We start from the raw sequence: 20442 nt of genomic DNA, 5'->3' as shown, positions 1-20442 counted from the left end.
GGTGACTCTTAGCCGTTGTACGGGCCGTAGTCGTAGTCCTCCAGCGGGACCGCCTGGCCGGAGCCGGTGCCGAAGGGCGAGTAGTCGATGTCGTCGTAGCCGACGGCCGAGTACATCGCGGCCTTCGCCTCCTCGGTGGGCTCGACCCGGATGTTGCGGTAGCGGGACAGACCCGTACCGGCCGGGATGAGCTTACCGATGATGACGTTCTCCTTGAGGCCGATGAGGCTGTCGGACTTGGCGTTGATCGCCGCATCCGTCAGGACTCGGGTCGTCTCCTGGAAGGAGGCGGCCGACAGCCAGGACTCCGTCGCGAGCGAGGCCTTGGTGATACCCATCAGCTGCGGACGGCCGGAGGCGGGGTGACCGCCCTCGGTGACCACGCGACGGTTCTCGGTCTCGAACTTCGAACGCTCGACGAGCTCGCCCGGGAGCAGCTCGGCGTCGCCGGACTCGATGATCGTCACGCGGCGCAGCATCTGCCGGATGATGATCTCGATGTGCTTGTCGTGGATCGACACGCCCTGCGAGTTGTAGACCTTCTGGACCTCGCCCACCAGGTGGACCTGGACCGCACGCTGGCCGAGGATGCGCAGCACGTCGTGCGGGTTGGTCGCACCGGCGGTGAGCTTCTGGCCGACCTCGACGTGGTCGCCCTCGGCGACCTCGACGCGCGCACGCTTCGAGATCGGGAAGGCGGTCTCGTCGGAGCCGTCGTCCGGCGTGATGACGATCTTCTTGGTCTTCTCGGTCTCCTCGATCCGCACGCGGCCGGCGGCCTCGGAGATCGGGGCGACACCCTTCGGGGTACGGGCCTCGAAGAGCTCGACGACACGCGGCAGACCCTGGGTGATGTCGTCACCGGCCACACCACCGGTGTGGAAGGTACGCATCGTCAGCTGGGTACCGGGCTCACCGATGGACTGGGCGGCGATGATGCCGACCGCCTCACCGATGTCGACCAGCTTGCCGGTGGCCAGCGAGCGGCCGTAGCAGTACGCACAGGTACCGACGGCGGACTCACAGGTCAGCACGGAGCGGGTCTTGACCTCCTCGACGCCCGCGATGACGAGCTGGTCGATGAGGACATCGCCCAGGTCGACGTTGGCGGGGGCCAGGACCTTGCCGTCGACGACGACGTCCTCGGCGAGCATGCGCGCGTACACCGACGTCTCGACGTCGTCGGCCTTGCGCAGCACACCGGTCTCGTCGCGGGACGCGATCTTCAGCTTCAGACCGCGCTCGGTGCCGCAGTCCTCCTCGCGGATGATCACGTCCTGCGAGACGTCCACCAGACGACGGGTCAGGTAACCCGAGTCGGCGGTACGCAGGGCGGTGTCGGCGAGACCCTTACGGGCACCGTGGGTGGAGATGAAGTACTCCAGCACGGAGAGGCCCTCGCGGAACGAGGCCTTGATCGGACGCGGGATGGTCTCGTTCTTCGCGTTCGACACCAGACCACGCATACCGGCGATCTGTCGCATCTGCATCATGTTTCCTCGGGCACCCGAGTCAACCATCATGAAGATGGGGTTGGTCTTGGGGAAGTTCGCGTTCATCGCCTCGGCGACCTCGTTGGTCGCCTTGGTCCAGATCGCGATGAGCTCCTGCGTGCGCTCGTCCTTGGTGATCAGACCGCGCTCGTACTGCTTCTGGACCTTCTCGTCCTGGGCCTCGTAGCCCGCGACGATCTCGCGCTTGGCCTCGGGGACCACGACGTCGGAGATGGCCACGGTGACGCCGGAACGGGTCGCCCAGTAGAAGCCGGACGCCTTCAGGTTGTCGAGCGTCGCCGCCACGATGACCTTGGGGTAGCGCTCGGCCAGGTCGTTGACGATCTCGGAGAGCTGCTTCTTGCCCACCGAGTAGTCGACGAACGGGTAGTCCTCCGGCAGCAGCTCGTTGAAGAGCGCACGACCCAGCGTGGTCTTCAGACGGAAGCTGTCACCCGGCTGGAACTCCTGCTCGCCCTCCTCGGCGACCGGGGCGACCCAGCCGCGCGGCGGGATGGTGCCCACCGGGAAGCGGATGTCGACCTGCGACTGCAGCGACAGCTCGCCGGCGTCGAAGGCCATGATCGCCTCGGCGGTGGAGCCGAAGGCACGGCCCTCGCCCTTGACGTCGCGGAGCTCGCCGTCGGTGGTGAGGAAGAACAGACCGAGGACCATGTCCTGGGTCGGCATCGTCACCGGACGGCCGTCGGCGGGCTTGAGGATGTTGTTCGAGGACAGCATCAGGATGCGGGCCTCGGCCTGCGCCTCCGCGGAGAGCGGCAGGTGGACGGCCATCTGGTCACCGTCGAAGTCCGCGTTGAACGCGGTGCAGACGAGCGGGTGGATCTGGATGGCCTTGCCCTCGACCAGCTGCGGCTCGAAGGCCTGGATGCCGAGGCGGTGCAGCGTGGGCGCACGGTTCAGCAGCACCGGGTGCTCGGCGATGACCTCTTCGAGGACGTCGTACACGACGGTGCGGCCGCGCTCGACCATGCGCTTGGCCGACTTGATGTTCTGCGCGTGGTTCAGGTCGACCAGGCGCTTCATCACGAACGGCTTGAAGAGCTCCAGCGCCATGGCCTTGGGCAGACCGCACTGGTGCAGCTTGAGCTGCGGGCCGACGACGATGACGGAACGCGCCGAGTAGTCGACTCGCTTGCCGAGCAGGTTCTGACGGAATCGACCCTGCTTGCCCTTCAGCATGTCGCTGAGGGACTTCAGCGGACGGTTGCCGGGGCCCGTGACCGGGCGACCGCGACGGCCGTTGTCGAAGAGGGCGTCGACCGCCTCCTGGAGCATCCGCTTCTCGTTGTTCACGATGATCTCGGGGGCACCGAGGTCGAGCAGGCGCTTCAGACGGTTGTTGCGGTTGATGACGCGGCGGTACAGGTCGTTCAGGTCGGAGGTCGCGAAGCGGCCACCGTCCAGCTGCACCATCGGACGCAGGTCCGGCGGGATGACCGGGACGCAGTCCAGGACCATGCCCTTGGGGCTGTTGCTGGTCTGCAGGAACGCGGAGACGACCTTGAGGCGCTTGAGCGCACGGGTCTTCTTCTGGCCCTTGCCGGTGCGGATGATCTCGCGGAGGCGCTCGGCCTCCTCCTCGAGGTCGAAGGACTCCAGGCGCTTCTGCAGCGCCGCGGCACCCATCGAGCCGTCGAAGTACGTGCCGAAGCGGTCACGCAGCTCGCGGTAGAGCAGCTCGTCGCCCTCGAGGTCCTGGACCTTGAGGTTCTTGAAGCGCGACCAGACCTCGTCCAGACGGTCGATCTCGCGCTGCGCGCGGTCGCGCAGCTGCTTCATCTCGCGCTCGGCACCCTCGCGCACCTTGCGGCGCACGTCGGCCTTGGCGCCCTCGGCCTCGAGCTCGGCCAGGTCGGTCTCGAGCTTCTTGGCGCGGGCCTCGAGGTCGGAGTCGCGACGGTTCTCGATCTGCTGGCGCTCGACGGAGACGTGGGCCTCCAGGGACGGCAGGTCGCGGGTACGACGCTCGTCGTCCACGAACGTGATCATGTACGCGGCGAAGTAGATGACCTTCTCGAGGTCCTTCGGCGCGAGGTCCAGCAGGTAGCCCAGGCGCGACGGGACGCCCTTGAAGTACCAGATGTGGGTGACGGGGGCGGCGAGCTCGATGTGGCCCATCCGCTCACGGCGCACCTTGGCACGGGTGACCTCGACGCCACACCGCTCACAGATGATGCCCTTGAAGCGGACACGCTTGTACTTGCCGCAGTAGCACTCCCAGTCCCGGGTCGGACCGAAGATCTTCTCGCAGAAGAGTCCGTCCTTCTCGGGCTTCAGGGTGCGGTAGTTGATGGTCTCCGGCTTCTTTACCTCGCCGTGCGACCAGGTACGGATGTCGTCCGCGGTGGCAAGGCCGATCCGCAGCTCGTCGAAGAAGTTGACGTCGAGCACTGTGCGTCAATCCCTCTTTCGGGGTCGTGTCTCTTGATCAGTGGTCTGAAACGGTCCCGGGCGGCGGGGGCTCCTCGTGGGAGCCCCCGCCGGGCCCGTCAGACCTCTTCGACGCTGCTCGGCTCGCGCCGGGACAGGTCGATACCGAGCTCCTCCGCCGCGCGGAAGACGTCCTCGTCGGTGTCGCGCATCTCGATGGACATGCCGTCCGAGGACAGCACCTCCACGTTGAGGCAGAGCGACTGCATTTCCTTGATGAGCACCTTGAAGGACTCGGGAATGCCCGGCTCGGGGATGTTCTCGCCCTTGACGATGGCCTCGTAGACCTTCACGCGGCCGGTGACGTCGTCGGACTTGATGGTCAGCAGCTCCTGGAGGGCGTACGCGGCGCCGTAAGCCTCGAGCGCCCACACCTCCATCTCACCGAAGCGCTGGCCACCGAACTGCGCCTTACCACCCAGCGGCTGCTGCGTGATCATCGAGTACGGACCGGTCGAGCGGGCGTGGAGCTTGTCGTCGACCAGGTGGTGGAGCTTGAGGATGTACATGTACCCGACCGAGATCGGGTCCGGGAACGGCTCGCCGGAGCGGCCGTCGAACAGGCGCGCCTTGCCGGACGGGAGCACCATGCGCTCGCCGTCGCGGTTCGGGATGGTGTGCTGCAGCAGACCGGCCAGCTCGTCCTCGCGGGCACCGTCGAAGACCGGGGTCGCGACGTTGGTGCCGGGGGCGACCTGGTCGGCACCGATGGCCTGCAGGCGCTGGGCCCAGTCGTCGGCCAGGCCGGAGACGTCCCAGCCGCGGCTGGCGAGCCAGCCGAGGTGGATCTCGAGGACCTGTCCCGGGTTCATTCGGGACGGGACACCGAGCGGGTTGAGGATGATGTCGACCGGGGTGCCGTCCTCGAGGAAGGGCATGTCCTCGATCGGGAGGATCTTGGAGATGACACCCTTGTTGCCGTGGCGGCCGGCGAGCTTGTCACCGTCGGTGATCTTGCGCTTCTGGGCGACGTAGACGCGGACCAGCTGGTTCACGCCCGGAGGAAGCTCGTCGCCCTCCTCGCGGTCGAAGACGCGGACGCCGATGACCTTGCCGATCTCACCGTGCGGGACCTTGAGCGAGGTGTCGCGCACCTCGCGGGCCTTCTCACCGAAGATCGCGCGGAGCAGGCGCTCCTCGGGGGTCAGCTCGGTCTCACCCTTGGGCGTGACCTTGCCGACCAGGATGTCGCCGGCGACGACGTCCGCACCGATGCGGATGATGCCGCGCTCGTCGAGGTCGGCGAGGACCTCCTCGGAGACGTTCGGGATGTCCCGGGTGATCTCCTCGGGGCCCAGCTTGGTGTCACGGGCGTCGACCTCGTGCTCCTCGATGTGGATCGAGGAGAGGACGTCGTCCTGCACGAGGCGCTGCGACAGGATGATCGCGTCCTCGTAGTTGTGGCCCTCCCACGGCATGAACGCCACGAGCAGGTTCTTGCCGAGGGCCATCTCGCCCTCTTCGGTCGCCGGGCCGTCGGCGAGGACCTGGGCCGCGATGATGCGGTCGCCCTCGTTGACGATGACCTTCTGGTTGACCGAGGTGCCCTGGTTCGAGCGGGAGAACTTGGCGACGCGGTACGTGGTGTACGTGCCGTCGTCGTTGGCGACGGTGACGTAGTCGGCCGAGACCTCCTGGACGACACCGTCCTTCTCCGCCTTGATGCTGTCGCCGGCGTCGACCGCACAGCGGTACTCCATGCCGGTACCGACCAGCGGGGCCTCCGCCTTGATGAGCGGAACGGCCTGGCGCATCATGTTCGCGCCCATGAGGGCACGGTTGGCGTCGTCGTGCTCGAGGAAGGGGATCATCGCGGTCGCGACGGACACCATCTGGCGCGGCGAGACGTCCATGTAGTCCACGTCGGACGGCTCGACGTAGTCGACCTCGCCGCCACGCTTGCGGACCAGGACGCGGTTCTCGGTGAAGCGCAGGCTCTCGTCCAGGCGGGCGTTCGCCTGGGCGATGACGAAGCGGTCCTCCTCGTCGGCGGTGACGTAGTCGACCTCGTCGGTGACCTGGCCGTCGACGACCTTGCGGTACGGCGTCTCGATGAAGCCGAACGCGTTGACGCGGCCGTACGAGGCGAGCGAACCGATCAGACCGATGTTCGGGCCTTCGGGGGTCTCGATCGGGCACATGCGTCCGTAGTGGGACGGGTGCACGTCACGGACCTCGAAGCCGGCCCGCTCGCGGCTCAGACCACCGGGGCCCAGTGCCGAGAGACGACGCTTGTGCGTCAGACCCGACAGCGGGTTGTTCTGGTCCATGAACTGCGACAGCTGGCTGGTGCCGAAGAACTCCTTGATGGAGGCGACGACCGGCCGGATGTTGATCAGGGTCTGCGGCGTGATCGCCTCGACGTCCTGGGTGGTCATGCGCTCGCGCACGACGCGCTCCATACGGGCCAGACCCGTGCGGACCTGGTTCTGGATGAGCTCGCCGACGTTGCGCAGACGACGGTTGCCGAAGTGGTCGATGTCATCGACCTCGACGACGATGCTGGTGCCGTTCTCGCCGATCGTCTCGGCCTCGCCCGCGTGCAGCTTGACCAGGTACTTGATCGTCGCGATGACGTCGTCGACCGTGAGCACGCCGGCGTCCAGCGGCTCGTCGGCACCGAGCTTCTTGTTGACCTTGTAGCGGCCGACCTTGGCCAGGTCGTAGCGCTTCGGGTTGAAGTACAGGTTCTCCAGCAGCGTCTGCGCGGCCTCACGGGTCGGCGGCTCGCCCGGGCGCAGCTTGCGGTAGATGTCGAGCAGCGCGTCGTCCTGGCCCTGGGTGTGGTCCTTCTCCAGGGTGGCGCGCATGGACTCGTACTCGCCGAACTCCTCGAGGATCTGCTCGGTGGTGTAGCCGAGCGCCTTCAGGAGGACGGTGACGGACTGCTTGCGCTTGCGGTCGATGCGGACACCGACCATGTCGCGCTTGTCGACCTCCATCTCCAGCCAGGCACCCCGGGACGGGATGATCTTGGCGGAGAAGATGTCCTTGTCGGACGTCTTGTCGATGGAGGAGTCGAAGTAGACACCGGGCGAACGGACGAGCTGCGACACCACGACACGCTCGGTGCCGTTGATGACGAAGGTGCCCTTGTTCGTCATGAGCGGGAAGTCGCCCATGAAGACCGTCTGGGACTTGATCTCACCGGTCTCGTTGTTGGTGAACTCGGCCGTGACGAAGAGCGGGGCCGCGTAGGTGAAGTCGCGGTCCTTGCACTCGTCGACGGAGTTCTTCGCCGGCTCGAAGCGGTGGTCGCGGAAGGTCAGCGACATCGACCCGGAGAAGTCCTCGATCGGCGAGATCTCCTCGAAGATCTCTTCCAGACCGGACTTGGTGGGGACGTCCTGTCCACTCTCGAGAGCGGCCTCGACGCGAGCCTTCCAGGCGGCGTTGCCGAGCAGCCAGTCAAAGCTCTCGGTCTGCAGCGCCAGGAGGTTCGGAACCTCGAGGGGCTCCTTGATCTTTGCAAAGGAGATGCGCAGCGGGGCAGTGCTGGCGCCGTTGTTCGTATTGGTCGAGGCGTTGCGCGAGGCGGCCAAGAGGGGGTCCTTCCGAGGGCTCGGACTCACTACGCGCGTACCGGTCCCAGCCGACACAGAAGACGAGGTACCCCTCAGCTGGCGGAAAAGGCCAGGTCAGGGACTATCCATCCGGTGTGCTCGAGCGTGGGCATGCCCCTGGCGACGGGCAGGGGGCAGCTAACAGGCAGCGCAAAGGGTCAGTGTAGCCACTTGGCTCACTGATGTCCAGACCAGGTTTCCGGAGTCCGGCAACAGGCCCTTCCCCACGTTGTTCACACCGTCCACGCTGCAGCCCTCGTGTGCAGAGCGCGTATCAGTACTGCCCTCTTCGTAACCGATCCATGCCTCGGACTTGGATCGGCGTAGCGACGCGTCCTGAGAATTGCGCGCCGCGTGCCGTTCGTCAAGGCCCCCCGCCCCGTACGGGCCGTCAGCGGGCCCGTGCGGGCCATCACCGGGCCGTGCGCGGGGGCACGACGAAGATCACCTTACTCCCCGGGAACGAGAGGGCAAGCCGACGGTCACGGGAACGCCGAAGGGCGACCACCCGTGCGGGTGATCGCCCTTCGTCACAAGCAGTCCCCGCCGGACGCCCTCAGAGGGCGGTCAGCGGTGCGTGGACGCTCGGAAGGTCTTACTTGACCTCGACCGAGGCGCCAGCGGCCTTGAGGGACTCGGCGGCCTTCTCAGCGGCCTCCTTGTTGACCTTCTCGAGGACCGGCTTCGGGGTGCCGTCGACGAGGTCCTTGGCCTCCTTCAGGCCCAGGGAGGTCAGCTCGCGCACGACCTTGATGACCTGGATCTTCTTGTCGCCGGCGCCGGTGAGGATGACGTCGAACTCGTCCTTCTCCTCGACGGCCTCGGCCGGGGCGCCCGGGACACCGGCGGCAACGGCGACGGTGGCCGCGGCGGCGGTGACGTCGAACTTCTCCTCGAACGCCTTCACGAACTCGGAGAGCTCGATGAGGGTCATCTCCTCGAACTGCGCGAGCAGGTCTTCCTGAGACAGCTTCGCCATGATGGGCGATCCTTCCACTAATTCGGCTGGTGCCGAGATGTATCGAGAGGCGGGCGTAGTCGGCCCGCTACGACCCGCGCACTAGGCGGCGCGGATCAATGCGCGAGCCGAATTACTCGGCACCGCCCTGCTCGGCCTGCTTGGCGCGCAGCGCGTCCACGGTGCGGACGAGCTTCGACGGCAGCGCCTGGAAGAGCGAGGCAGCCTGAGACTGCTTGCCCTTGAACGCGCCGGCCAGCTTGCTGAGCAGAACCTCGCGGGACTCGAGGTCCGCAAGCTTCTTGATCTCGTCGGCGGACAGCGCCTTGCCATCAAGGACACCGCCCTTGATGACGAGCTTGGGGTTCTCCTTGGCGAAGTCACGCAGAGCCTTCGCCGACTCCACCGGGTCACCGGTGACGAAGGCGACCGCGGTCGAACCAGCAAGGTGCTCGTCCAGCGCGGAGATCCCGACCGAGTTGGCCGCAATCTTGGTCAGCGTGTTCTTCACCACGGCGTACTGGGCGTTCTCACCGAGCGAACGACGCAGCGTCTTGAGCTGCGCGACGGTGAGACCCGTGTACTCGGTCAGCACAACGGCGCCCGAGCTGCGGAACATGTCCTCCAGCTCGGCTACCGCGGCAGCCTTGTCGGGCCTTGCCATAAGCGTCGGCCTCCTTCCGGGTGATGGGACCGCGCGGAAGGGGCATGTAAAACGAAACGCCCCGGCGCAGGGCGCACAGGGCGTGGCTCAACCTGATCGACGAGGATCCGGGAGCTTCTCTCCGGTGTCACCTGCGCGGGTCGTCCGCATTTCAGCGGATCCTTCGGCCACCATGCCCGGGGGCACGGCGACGACCAGCGGTCTTTGGCTTCCCGGAGACTGTACGTGAAGCGCCCGAGCCGAAGCAAATCGCCTCCGCCGGGCCCCGCGCGCACGTCCCGTACGCGTGCCCGCGGGCCCGGCGGGGCCGGGATCAGCCCGCGGCGCCCGCGGACGCCGCGCCGGCCGTGGCGCCCCGCTTCTTCATGGCCTCGGAGAGGTCCACGACCTGGTCCGCCGGCGGAGCGGTGATCCGGACCGGCTCGTTCAGGCCCGTGAACTTCATCGTCACGTCCATCGGGCCCTGCTGGGTCCGGCCCTGCACGCGCACCTGCTTGGTGTGGTCGCCGCCGTCGATCCACATGTCCATCTGCAGGCTGGTCACGCCCTGCTTCTCGAGCTGCTTGACCTGCGCCTCCTGGCGCTCCTTGGCCTCGGGCGTGGTGGCGGCGGCCGCCGCGGCCCGCATCTGGTCCAGGGTGACGGTGCCGGCCAGGTGGGTGGTCCGCTGCCCGTCCACGGTCTCCTCGCCGACCTTCTTCAGGTCCTTGGAGGTCCTGAGCGCGCCGGCCCGGTCCCCGGGGTTCTCGGCGCCCTGACCGGCGTTGGACAGGGCATCCAGCTGCCCGGCGGCCTGCGGGTTCGCGGCCTTGAGGTCGAACTTCAGCCACTTGCCCTGGGCGCCCATGTACATCGCCCCGTCGAGGAGGCGGATGTCGACCTTCTCGCCGGCCTTCCGCGGGTTGGCCATCACCATGGACATCGCCACCTGCGGCTTGAGCCGCATGGCCACCTCGCCGGAGATCGTCTGCCCGGCCGCGGTGCCCGACATGGTGTAGCGCAGGGAGGTGATCTCCTCCGACTTCTTCTGGACGCGCTCCAGGTACGCGACCGGAGCCATGTCCCCCGCTCCGCCCCGGCCGGCGGCCTGCGAGGGCCGTACGGCCCCCGTGGCGGCCTTCTCACCGTCGTCGCAGGCCGTGGCGCCGGCGGCCAGCAGTACGGCCGCCAGGACGGCGCCCACGGTTTTCCTGCGGTACTCGTTCATCGTTCCCCCACCCCTCCCGCAGCGGACGCTGCGTGATCTTGGTCTGCGCACCCGATGGTACGGACGTACGAAGAGGCCCCCCACTCCCTTTCGGGAGCGGGGGGCCTCTTCACGCCACAAAGCGAGCCGTCAGGCTCAGACCGCGGCCGGGTCCTCCTCGACGAGGAGGTTGCGGGTGCGGTTCGGGTCCAGCTGGATGCCGGGGCCCATCGTGGTGGCCAGGGCGGCCTTCTTCAGGTAACGGCCCTTGGCGGCGGACGGCTTCAGACGGAGGATCTCCTCCAGGGCCGCGCCGTAGTTCTCGACCAGCTGCTCATCGGAGAAGGAGACCTTGCCGATGATGAAGTGCAGGTTCGAGTGCTTGTCGACGCGGAACTCGATCTTGCCGCCCTTGATGTCGGTGACGGCCTTCGCCACGTCCATCGTGACCGTGCCGGTCTTCGGGTTCGGCATCAGACCACGCGGACCGAGCACGCGGCCGAGGCGGCCGACCTTGCCCATGAGGTCCGGGGTGGCGACGACGGCGTCGAAGTCCAGACGGCCCTTCGCCACCTCGTCGATCAGCTCGTCGGAGCCGACGATGTCGGCGCCAGCGGCTTCCGCGGCCGCAGCACGGTCACCGGTCGCGAAGACCAGGACCCGGGCGGTCTTACCGGTGCCGTGCGGGAGGTTCACGGTGCCGCGGACCATCTGGTCGGCCTTGCGCGGGTCGACACCCAGGCGGAAGGCAACCTCGACGGTCGCGTCGAACTTGGTGGTGGAGGTCTCCTTGGCGAGACGGACGGCCTCGAGCGGGGCGTAGAACTTGCCCGCCTCGACCTTGGCGTCCGCAGCGCGGAGGGACTTGCTGCGCTTCACTTCTGCTCCTGTGTGTGCTTCAGGTGTGGAGTCGTGGTGCGGGCCAGCGCCGGCCCTACCACTGGGGGCGTGCGAAGAGCTGATCAGCCCTCGACCGTGATGCCCATGGAACGGGCGGTGCCGGCGATGATCTTCTCGGCGGCGTCCAGGTCGTTGGCGTTCAGGTCGGGCATCTTGGTGGTGGCGATCTCGCGGACCTGGTCGCGCGTCAGCTTGGCGACCTTGGTCTTGTGCGGCTCGCCGGAGCCCTTCTCCACACCGGCGGCCTTGAGGATCAGGCGCGCGGCCGGCGGGGTCTTGGTGACGAAGGTGAAGGAGCGGTCCTCGTAGACCGTGATCTCCACCGGCACGACCATGCCACGCTGCGACTCGGTCGCGGCGTTGTAGGCCTTGCAGAACTCCATGATGTTGACGCCGTGCTGACCCAGCGCGGGGCCGACCGGCGGGGCCGGGTTGGCCGCACCGGCGTTGATCTGGAGCTTGATAAGCCCCGTGACCTTCTTCTTCTTGGGAGGCATTGCTCTCTCCGGGTCCTAGTGAGAGTTTTCCAGCCGCCAACCGGTCATCCGGATGGAGGCATACCGCACCACGATAACGGGTACCGGTGCGGGGCTTAAAACCGAGCAGGTCAGACCGCCCGCGAGGGGCTGCCTGACCTGACCGGAAGCGTATGGTCCGGAAGATCCGTCCCGGGGGGACTCAGTTCTTCTGGATCTGGTCGAAGCTCAGCTCGACCGGGGTCTCGCGACCGAAGATCTCGACGAGGCCCTTGACCTTCTTCGAGTCGGGGTTGATCTCGTTGATGGTCGCCTGCAGCGTGGCGAACGGGCCGTCGGTGACGGTGACCGAGTCGCCGACCTCGAAGTCCAGGACCTCGATGGTGCGCTTGACGGCGGGGGCGGGCAGACCGGCCTCCTCCGCGGCGGCGCGCTCGGCCTTCTCCTTGGCCTCCGGGGCGAGCATCTTGACGATCTCGTCCAGGGTCAGCGGGTACGGGTCGTACGCGTTGCCGACGAAGCCGGTGACGCCCGGCGTGTTGCGGACGACGCCCCAGGACTCGTTCGTCAGGTCCATGCGGACGAGCACGTAGCCGGGCAGCTTGTTCTGCCGGACGTTCTTGCGCTCGCCGTTCTTGATCTGGACGATCTCTTCCTCGGGCACCTCGGCCTGGTAGATGAACTCCTCGACGTTCAGCGAGACGGCACGCTGCTCGAGGTTGGCCTTCACGCGCTTCTCGTAGCCCGCGTAGGTGTGGATCACGTACCACTCGCCGGGGAGCGTACGGAGCTCCTCGCGCAGCGCCTGGATGGGGTCGACCGGCTCGGCGGGGGCGGCCGGGGCGGCCTCCTCCTCGGCGGTCTCGTCCTCGTCCTCAGCCTCGTCCTCGGCGACGACGTCCTCGTCCTCGAGCTCGGCCTCGTCCGCGGCCTCGTCCTCGGTGACGTCCTCGTCCTCGACGTGCAGGGCGGCTTCCTCGGCGGCGTCGCCGGCCTCTGCGGCGTCGGCGGCCTCGGCCTCGGCCTCGTCAGGGTCCACAGCGTCCGCCGCCTCGACGATGTCGAGCTCGTCCTCGACGGACTCGACGGAGTCGGGGCTCACGTTCAGGTTCGGGTCAGACACGGTGGCTGCTTCTTCCTGGATACAAAGAGGGGTGGAACATGCGAAAACGGGCGGTCGCCTCATCAAGGCGCCGCCCTCCGCGGGGATCAGCCGAAGACGTACTTGATGGCTTCCTGGAACCCATAGTCAATCACGGTAACCAGACCGATCATGATGGCAACGAAGACAATCACCACGGTGGTGTACGTCGTCAGCTGGCTACGAGTCGGCCAGACAACCTTGCGGAGTTCCGCCACGACCTGGCGGTAGAAGAGCGCGAGGCGGCCCAGAGGGCCCTTCTTGCCGCGCTTGCCGCCCTTGCGGGCCTTCTTCTCGCGGGTCTCGTCCTCGGCGTCAGGCATGTCGATGGAGCCCAGGGCGTCCGTCACGTCTCTCACCTGAATCCGGGTCATGGCCGTGCCGCGCCCGGTTGAGCCGCACGGCGGTGCATCGAAGTACGTACCTGCGCACACATCCGGCGAAGGAGTGTGGAGCAGGGCCGGAGGGACTCGAACCCCCAACCGCTGGTTTTGGAGACCAGTGCTCTACCAATTGAGCTACGACCCTTTGTTGCGTCCCCCAACCTACCGCATCCGAGCGGGTGCACGGAGTGCCCGCCGTCGGAGCGGCCCGCTGAGGGCCAACGAGAGGTGAGTGTACGTGGTCTTGGTCGCCGCGTCGAACAGAAAGGGGCCGGACGTGGTCCGACGGGTGCCAGGACCCGCCGCGCGGACCCTGCCGGAGCCCGCCGGCCCGGGGTCCCGCAGGACTTTCGGGACCCCGGCGGGCCCACCTTCGAAAGTCCGTCCGCAGGAGCGTCGGAAAGCGGTTCGTCCGCTGCTTGAAACGATGCCGCGCACCCTTGTGGCGTCTGGGACGATTGGCCCCATGACCTCTGCAACGCCTTCTTCCGAGCGCCGCGTCTCCGCCCGCATCGGCGCCATCTCCGAGTCCGCCACGCTCGCCGTCGACGCCAAGGCCAAGGCCCTCAAGGCCGCCGGACGCCCGGTCATCGGCTTCGGCGCCGGCGAGCCCGACTTCCCGACGCCCGACTACATCGTCGAGGCCGCGGTCGAGGCCTGCCGCGACCCCAAGTTCCACCGCTACACGCCGGCCGGCGGCCTGCCCGAGCTGAAGAAGGCCATCGCCGAGAAGACCCTGCGCGACTCCGGCTACGAGGTCGACGCGTCCCAGGTCCTCGTCACCAACGGCGGCAAGCAGGCGATCTACAACGCCTTCGCGGCGATCCTGGACCCGGGTGACGAGGTCATCGTCCCGGCCCCGTACTGGACCACGTATCCCGAGTCGATCAAGCTCGCGGGCGGCGTCCCGGTCGAGGTCGTCGCGGACGAGACCACCGGCTACCGCGTCAGCGTGGAGCAGCTGGAGGCCGCGCGCACCGAGCGCACCAAGGTCGTCCTGTTCGTGTCGCCGTCGAACCCGACCGGCGCCGTGTACAGCGAGGAGGACACCCGCGCGATCGGCGAGTGGGCCGCCGAGCACGGCCTGTGGGTCATGACGGACGAGATCTACGAGCACCTCGTCTACGGCGACGCGAAGTTCACCTCGCTGCCGGTCGTCGTGCCGGCGCTGCGCGACAAGTGCATCGTCGTCAACGGCGTGGCCAAGACGTACGCCATGACGGGCTGGCGCGTCGGGTGGGTCATCGGCCCGCAGGACGTCATCAAGGCCGCGACCAACCTGCAGTCGCACGCCACGTCCAACGTCTCCAACGTGGCGCAGGTCGCCGCGATCGCCGCCGTCTCGGGCGACCTGGACGCCGTGGCGGAGATGCGCAAGGCCTTCGACCGCCGCCGCCAGCTGATGGTCAAGATGCTCAACGACATCGAGGGCGTGTACTGCCCGACCCCCGAGGGCGCGTTCTACGCGTACCCGTCGGTCAAGGGCCTGCTCGGCAAGGAGATCCGCGGCAAGCGCCCGCAGAGCTCCGTCGAGCTCGCCGCCCTGATCCTGGACGAGGCCGAGGTCGCGGTCGTCCCGGGCGAGGCCTTCGGCACCCCGGGCTACCTGCGCCTGTCGTACGCGCTCGGCGACGAGGACCTGGTCGAGGGCGTCTCCCGCATCCAGAAGCTCCTGGCCGAGGCCAAGGCGTAAGCCCCGGCTTCCCCCCTTCCGAAGCGGTGGCACCCCGGTCCGGGGCGCCGCCGCTTCGGCGCGTCCGGAGCCGGTAACGCGTTCGGGGACGTCCCCGAATCGGGAAACCCCCTCCCGCCGGGCGCAGCGGTACGGCAGGATCACCAAATGGAGCACGCACGCGATCTCACGCTTCTGCCGAAGACCCACCTGCACCTGCACTTCACCGGTTCCATGCGCCCCTCGACGCTGCTGGAGCTCGCCGACAAGTACGGCGTCCGGCTCCCCGACGCGCTGACCGCCGGCGAGCCGCCCAAGCTCCGCGCCACGGACGAGCGCGGCTGGTTCCGCTTCCAGCGCCTCTACGACGCCGCCCGCTCGTGCCTGCGCCGTCCCGAGGACATCCAGCGCCTCGTCCGCGAGGCCGCCGAGGAGGACGTCCGCGACGGCAGCGGCTGGTTGGAGATCCAGGTCGACCCCACCTCGTACGCCCCCCACCTCGGCGGACTGATCCCGGCCGTGGAGGTCATCCTCGACGCGGTGGATTCCGCTTCGCGCGACACCGGCCTCGGGATCCGGGTGCTGATCGCCGCCAACCGGATGAAGCACCCCCTCGACGCCCGTACCCTGGCCCGCCTGGCCGTCCGGTACGCCGACCGCGGCGTCGTCGGCTTCGGGCTCTCCAACGACGAGCGGCGCGGCATGGCCCGCGACTTCGACCGGGCCTTCGCGATCGCCCGTGAGGGCGGCCTGCTGGCGGCCCCGCACGGCGGCGAGCTGACCGGCCCGGCGTCCGTCCGGGACTGCCTGGACGACCTGCACGCGGCGCGCATCGGGCACGGCGTACGGGCCGCGGAGGACCCGCGGCTGCTCAAGCGGCTCGCGGACCGGCAGGTGACCTGCGAGGTGTGTCCGGCGTCGAACGTGGCCCTGGGCGTGTACGAGAAGCCCGAGGACGTGCCGCTGCGCACGCTGTTCGAGGCGGGCGTGCCGATGGCACTGGGGGCGGACGACCCGCTGCTGTTCGGCTCGCGGCTGGCGGCCCAGTACGAGATCGCCCGGACGCACCACGGGTTCACCGACGCGGAGCTGGCGGAGCTGGCCCGTCAGTCGGTGCGCGGCTCGGCGGCGCCGGCGGACGTCCGGGCGAAGCTGCTGGCGGGGATCGACGACTGGCTGACGGCCCCCTGAGCCGGGACGGCGCCCTCGGCGGGGGCCGGTGCCCACGTGAGCCGCAGGTCCCCGTCGTGGCAGTCGCAGATCACCCGGCCGCCCGGGAAGACCACGTCGAGCCGGCTGCGCCCGGTCTCCGGCACCGCGAACTCCGCGACCGAGACCACGGGCTGGCCCAGGTGCCGCAGGAAGGGGTGGTCGCCGAGGTCCTCGCCGACCTCGATGCGCCCCCACTCCCCCATGTCGTAGGGCTCGTGGGGTGCCGCGTGCTCGACGATGAGGCAGTGGTCCGATCCGGTGGTGATCCGGGTCGTCTCGCCCTCGCCGTCGGTCAGCCAGACGTCCAGCGGCGCCTCGGAGCGCTCTCCGTCGGCGCTGTGCCACGAGGCCGTGACGCGCCGGAGCGTGCGCCCGACCAGGCGCGTGGGGTCCGCGCCGGACCCGTGCAGCGGACAGCGCATCGGTGGCGGGGACCTGTCAGATACGGACGCCGACCGTGACCGGCTCGTTGACGAGGGTCACGCCGAAGGCCGCGTGCACGCCCGCCACGACCTCGCGGGCGAGGGCCAGCAGGTCCTCGGTGGTGGCCTCGCCGCGGTTGGTCAGGGCGAGGGTGTGCTTGGTCGAGATGCGGGCCGGGCCGGCGCCGTAGCCCTTGGTGAAGCCGGCCTTGTCGATGAGCCAGGCCGCGGAGGTCTTCGTGCGCCCCTCGCCCGCGGGGTAGGCGGGCGGTACGGCCTCGGCGCCCAGGCGGTCGCGCACCCGGCCGAGGAACGCCTCGTAGGCCGCGTCCGTGAGGATCGGGTTGGTGAAGAACGAGCCGGCGGACCAGGTGTCGTGGTCGGCCGGGTCGAGGACCATGCCCTTGCCCGCGCGCAGCTTCAGGACGGTCTCGCGGGCGGTGGCGGCGGGGACGCGCTCACCGGCCTCGACGCCGAGGCTGCGGGCGGTCTCGGCGTACTTGATCGGCGCGGACAGGCCGCCGGCGTCCTCCAGCCGGAACCGGACGCGCAGGACGACGTACCGCTCGGGCCGGTCCTTGAAGAGGCTGTGCCGGTACGAGAAGGCGCACTCGGCGTTGGTGAGGGTCACGGTCTCGCCGAGGGTGCGGTCGTAGGCGACGACCTCGGTGATCGTGGTGGAGACCTCCTGGCCGTACGCGCCGACGTTCTGGATCGGGGTCGCGCCGGCGGAGCCGGGGATGCCGGCGAGGCACTCGATGCCGGCGAGGCCGGCATCGACGGTGCGGGCGACGGCGTCGCTCCAGTTCTCGCCGGCGGCGAGTTCGAGGTCGGTGCCGTCGAGGGCGAAGCCGGTGGTGGCGATGCGCAGTGCGGTGCCGTCGAAGCCCTCGTCGCCGATGACCAGGTTGCTGCCGCCGCCGATGACCAGGAGCGGGGTACCGCTCTCGTCGGCCGCGCGGACGGCGGCGACCACCTCGGCGTCGGTGGTGGCGGTGACCAGACGGGCCGCCGGACCGCCGAGGCGGAAGGTGGTCAGGGGGGCGAGGGGGGCGTCGTGGAGTACCTGCACGTGCACAAGAGTACGGTCCGCGGCCCGCCGTACCGGCGTGGCCGCGGACCGTTTGCGGGGCCGCGGTGTCGTACGCGTCACACGCGGGCGGCCGCGGGGGCGCCGGTCTCCGCCGGGGCGGCCGTGGGGGCGGCGGGCACCGTGGTGCCGGCCTTGCCGGGGAGGGTCAGGGCCGCCAGCGCGCCCAGACCCACCGCCGCGACGCCGATCCACAGCGCGGGCACCGTGCCGTCGGTGAACGTCTGCGGGCTGCGGTAGCCGCCCTGCGCCGAGAACACCGAGGCCAGGACCGCCACGCCGAGGGCGCCGCCGACCTCGCGCAGGGCGCTCAGGGCGCCGGAGGCGATGCCGCGTTCGGCCGGGGGGACGGAGGACATCAGGATGTTGGTGGACGGGGCGAAGTACAGGCCCATGCCGATGCCGGAGAGGACGAGGCCCGGGAGCTGGGCGGCGTACGAGACGTCGGGGGTGAGGACCGTGGCGAACCAGCCCAGGCCCAGTGCCTGGAAGGCGAGGCCGGCGACCACGACGGGGCGGCCGCCGATGCGGTCGGAGAGGTAGCCGGCCAGCGGGGCGACGACCATGGGCATGGCGGTCCACGGGAGCATGTGCAGCCCGGCGGAGGTGGGCGAGTAGCCGGCGACGCCCTGGAGGAACTGGCTGAGCAGGAAGATCGACCCGAACATGCCCAGGAACATCAGCAGGCTGGCGATGTTGATGCCGAAGAAGCCGCGGTTGCGGAAGAGCCGCATGGGGAGCATGGGGTTCCGGGCGACCATGCCGTGCCGCACGAAGGCCAGCACGAGGACGCCGCCGGCGATGAGCGCGGTGAGGACGCGGCCGCTGGTCCAGCCGTGGGCGTTGGCGTTGACCAGGCCGTAGACGACGCCGAAGAGGCCGGCGCTGACCAGCAGGGTGCCGGGGATGTCGAGGCGGGCGTTCGGGGCCTTGGACTCGTCGAGGCGGAGCCGGGCCAGCACGAGGACGGCGATGCCGACGGGCACGTTCAGCCAGAAGATCCACTGCCACGAGACGTGCTCGGTGAGGGTGCCGCCGATGAGCGGGCCGCTGGCGACGGCGAGGCCGGAGACGGCGCCGTAGATGCCGAGGGCCATGCCCCGGCGGGCGGCCGGGACGGCGGCGGTGAGCAGCGTGAGGGTGAGCGGCATCATCACGGCCGCGCCGACGCCCTGGACGGCGCGGGCGGCGATCAGTTCGTCGATGCCGGGCGAGAGGGCGGCCGCGGCGGAGGCGGCGGTGAAGACGGCGAGGCCGGCGAGGAAGAGCCGGCGGCGGCCGAAGCGGTCGCCGAGGGACGCGCCGATCATGAGGAGGACGGCGAAGGTGAGGGTGTAGGCGTTGACCGTCCACTCGAGGTCCTCGAGCCGGCCGCCGAGGTCGGCGCGGATGGCGGGCAGGGCGGTGGTGACGACGAGGTTGTCGAGCGCCGCCATGAAGCCGGCGACGCTGGTGATGACCAGCGCCCATACGGCGGTCCGGCCGAGCCCGGCGGCGTCGGGGGCCGGGGCGGCTGCGGGGCCGGTGGTGCCGTCCGGGCCGGTGGTGCCGTCGGGGCCCGCTTGGTGTTGCGTCTTCATGACTCCCCCAGGTGATTAGTTATCAATGACTAACTTTTGTGGGCACACGTCCGCCAAGGCGGCCGCGGGACGGGGCCCGCGGCCGGTCCACCTCACCCCTTACCCCTGCGCCCGCCGCTCGGCCTCGGCGGACGGCGCCAGCCCCTCCCAGATGCGGTGGCTCATCGGGAAGCCCATGGCCGAGAGGGTGTTGATGAGCATGCCGTGCGCCAGGAAGTCCGCGACGACGCGGGCGTCCCCTCCGAGCGGGATGCGCAGGGTGTCGTAGAGGTCCATCCAGGTCGCGCGCACCCGCACGCCGAACTCGTGGTCGCCGGCCGCCTCGGCGGCGGCCACGGCCAGCGAGACCTGCATCTGCATCTGGAGCCGTTCGGGCTCCTCCGCGATCAGGCGGGAGTAGGCGTCGGCCATCGCCTCCTTGGCCGCCTCGCCGGACAGGCCGTCGGAGACGCTGGCGAAGAGGTCGCGGATCTCCTCGGTGCAGCGGATGGCCGCGGCGAGGAAGATCGCCTGCTTGTTGGGGAACAGCCGGAAGAGGTACGGCTGCGAGACCCCGACGCGCTTGGCGATCGCCTCGGTGGACGTCCCGTGGTAGCCGCCGCGGGCGAACTCGCTCATCGCCGCCCGCACGACGCTTTCGCGCCGCTCCTCCGCACTCATCCTGACCATGTGACTAAGTTAGTACTCAATCACTAACTTCACAACCCCCGGCCGCGCCCGTTCCCCGACCCCGGACAGCACTTCGGCCCGCGCCCGGGGAACGGGAGCGGGCCGAGGAGCCGGGAAGCCGGACCGGGGTCCAGCGGGCCGGACGGGAGGTCAGGCGAGCCGGACCACCGCGCGGGACATGCCGAGCACCTTCTGCCCGGCGCTGGTGGCCGTGAGGTCCACCCGCACCTGGTTGTCGTCCAGCAGGGCCGCCACCTTGGCGCTGACCTCGACCAACGCGCCCTCGCCGTCGTTCGGGACGACGACCGGCTTCGTGAAGCGCACGCCGTACTCGACCACCGCGGCCGGGTCGCCGGCCCAGTCGGTCACGACGCGGATCGCCTCGGCCATCGTGAACATGCCGTGCGCGATGACGTCCGGCAGTCCGACCTCCTTGGCGAACTTCTCGTTCCAGTGGATCGGGTTGAAGTCGCCGGAGGCGCCCGCGTACCGCACGAGCGTGGCGCGGGTCACGGGGAAGCTCTGGGCGGGCAGCTCGGTGCCGACCTCGACGTCCGCGTACGCGATCTTCGCAGTCAT

The 20442-nt window shown here is 69.2% G+C and carries 16 protein-coding genes and 1 tRNA gene; 2 read left to right on the top strand and 15 right to left on the bottom strand.

All coding sequences use genetic code 11. The features are described 5' to 3' along the window. Positions 1-8: 8 nt before the first annotated feature. The 10 genes from ACIQCH_RS25505 to ACIQCH_RS25460 all read right to left on the bottom strand — a co-directional run bounded on the left by ACIQCH_RS25505 (position 9) and on the right by ACIQCH_RS25460 (position 13363). Positions 9-3908: a DNA-directed RNA polymerase subunit beta' gene (locus ACIQCH_RS25505; RefSeq protein ID WP_402584493.1), complete on the bottom strand. Its 3900-nt coding sequence runs from the start codon at positions 3906-3908 to the stop codon at positions 9-11. Between the two features lie 98 nt (positions 3909-4006). Further along, on the bottom strand, positions 4007-7489 hold the full coding sequence (gene rpoB, locus ACIQCH_RS25500; RefSeq protein WP_402584491.1) for a DNA-directed RNA polymerase subunit beta: 3483 nt from the start codon (positions 7487-7489) through the stop codon (positions 4007-4009). A 616-nt stretch (positions 7490-8105) separates the two neighbouring features. After that, complete coding sequence (rplL, locus tag ACIQCH_RS25495) at positions 8106-8489, bottom strand: 50S ribosomal protein L7/L12 (protein WP_402584489.1); 384 nt, start codon at positions 8487-8489, stop codon at positions 8106-8108. Positions 8490-8601: 112 nt separating this feature from the next. Then, complete coding sequence (gene rplJ / locus ACIQCH_RS25490) at positions 8602-9132, bottom strand: 50S ribosomal protein L10 (RefSeq protein ID WP_402584485.1); 531 nt, start codon at positions 9130-9132, stop codon at positions 8602-8604. A 313-nt stretch (positions 9133-9445) separates the two neighbouring features. After that, positions 9446-10339 carry an LppX_LprAFG lipoprotein gene (locus ACIQCH_RS25485; protein WP_402584483.1) on the bottom strand — a complete coding sequence of 298 codons (894 nt, stop codon included), beginning with the start codon at positions 10337-10339 and terminating at the stop codon, positions 9446-9448. A 135-nt stretch (positions 10340-10474) separates the two neighbouring features. Beyond that, the gene (rplA, locus tag ACIQCH_RS25480; protein ID WP_402584482.1) at positions 10475-11197 is read right to left on the bottom strand and encodes a 50S ribosomal protein L1; all 723 of its coding nucleotides are present in this window, start codon (positions 11195-11197) and stop codon (positions 10475-10477) included. 83 nt (positions 11198-11280) lie between these two features. After that, positions 11281-11715 (bottom strand): 50S ribosomal protein L11, encoded by a 435-nt coding sequence (rplK, locus tag ACIQCH_RS25475; RefSeq protein WP_030201618.1) that lies wholly within the window; start codon positions 11713-11715, stop codon positions 11281-11283. Positions 11716-11896: 181 nt separating this feature from the next. Next, positions 11897-12817: a transcription termination/antitermination protein NusG gene (gene nusG / locus ACIQCH_RS25470; RefSeq protein WP_402584480.1), complete on the bottom strand. Its 921-nt coding sequence runs from the start codon at positions 12815-12817 to the stop codon at positions 11897-11899. A gap of 86 nt (positions 12818-12903) precedes the next feature. After that, on the bottom strand, positions 12904-13185 hold the full coding sequence (gene secE, locus ACIQCH_RS25465; RefSeq protein WP_030201624.1) for a preprotein translocase subunit SecE: 282 nt from the start codon (positions 13183-13185) through the stop codon (positions 12904-12906). A 105-nt stretch (positions 13186-13290) separates the two neighbouring features. Next, positions 13291-13363: transfer RNA gene (locus ACIQCH_RS25460), tRNA-Trp, on the bottom strand. 321 nt (positions 13364-13684) lie between these two features. Between ACIQCH_RS25460 and ACIQCH_RS25455 the strand changes: the two genes are divergently transcribed. Then, complete coding sequence (locus ACIQCH_RS25455) at positions 13685-14911, top strand: pyridoxal phosphate-dependent aminotransferase (RefSeq protein ID WP_402584478.1); 1227 nt, start codon at positions 13685-13687, stop codon at positions 14909-14911. Between the two features lie 147 nt (positions 14912-15058). Next, positions 15059-16081: an adenosine deaminase gene (locus ACIQCH_RS25450; RefSeq protein WP_402584477.1), complete on the top strand. Its 1023-nt coding sequence runs from the start codon at positions 15059-15061 to the stop codon at positions 16079-16081. On the opposite strand, the gene ACIQCH_RS25445 is transcribed toward ACIQCH_RS25450, so the two are convergent. The 5 genes from ACIQCH_RS25445 to ACIQCH_RS25425 form a co-directional block, all read right to left on the bottom strand. After that, positions 15997-16524 (bottom strand): hypothetical protein, encoded by a 528-nt coding sequence (locus ACIQCH_RS25445; RefSeq protein WP_402584475.1) that lies wholly within the window; start codon positions 16522-16524, stop codon positions 15997-15999. The genes ACIQCH_RS25450 and ACIQCH_RS25445 overlap by 85 nt on opposite strands. Positions 16525-16540: 16 nt before the next feature. Continuing rightward, on the bottom strand, positions 16541-17596 hold the full coding sequence (locus ACIQCH_RS25440) for a UDP-N-acetylmuramate dehydrogenase (protein WP_402584473.1): 1056 nt from the start codon (positions 17594-17596) through the stop codon (positions 16541-16543). A 77-nt stretch (positions 17597-17673) separates the two neighbouring features. Continuing rightward, positions 17674-19194 carry a DHA2 family efflux MFS transporter permease subunit gene (locus ACIQCH_RS25435; protein WP_402584471.1) on the bottom strand — a complete coding sequence of 507 codons (1521 nt, stop codon included), beginning with the start codon at positions 19192-19194 and terminating at the stop codon, positions 17674-17676. A 99-nt stretch (positions 19195-19293) separates the two neighbouring features. Further along, the gene (locus ACIQCH_RS25430) at positions 19294-19863 is read right to left on the bottom strand and encodes a TetR/AcrR family transcriptional regulator (RefSeq protein ID WP_402584469.1); all 570 of its coding nucleotides are present in this window, start codon (positions 19861-19863) and stop codon (positions 19294-19296) included. A gap of 150 nt (positions 19864-20013) precedes the next feature. Next, positions 20014-20442 (bottom strand): MaoC family dehydratase, encoded by a 429-nt coding sequence (locus tag ACIQCH_RS25425; RefSeq protein ID WP_402584467.1) that lies wholly within the window; start codon positions 20440-20442, stop codon positions 20014-20016.

This window comes from Streptomyces sp. NPDC093225 (assembly GCF_044753805.1).
Classification (GTDB): Bacteria; Actinomycetota; Actinomycetes; order Streptomycetales; family Streptomycetaceae; genus Streptomyces.
This window is presented reverse-complemented; position numbering and strand designations above follow the sequence as displayed.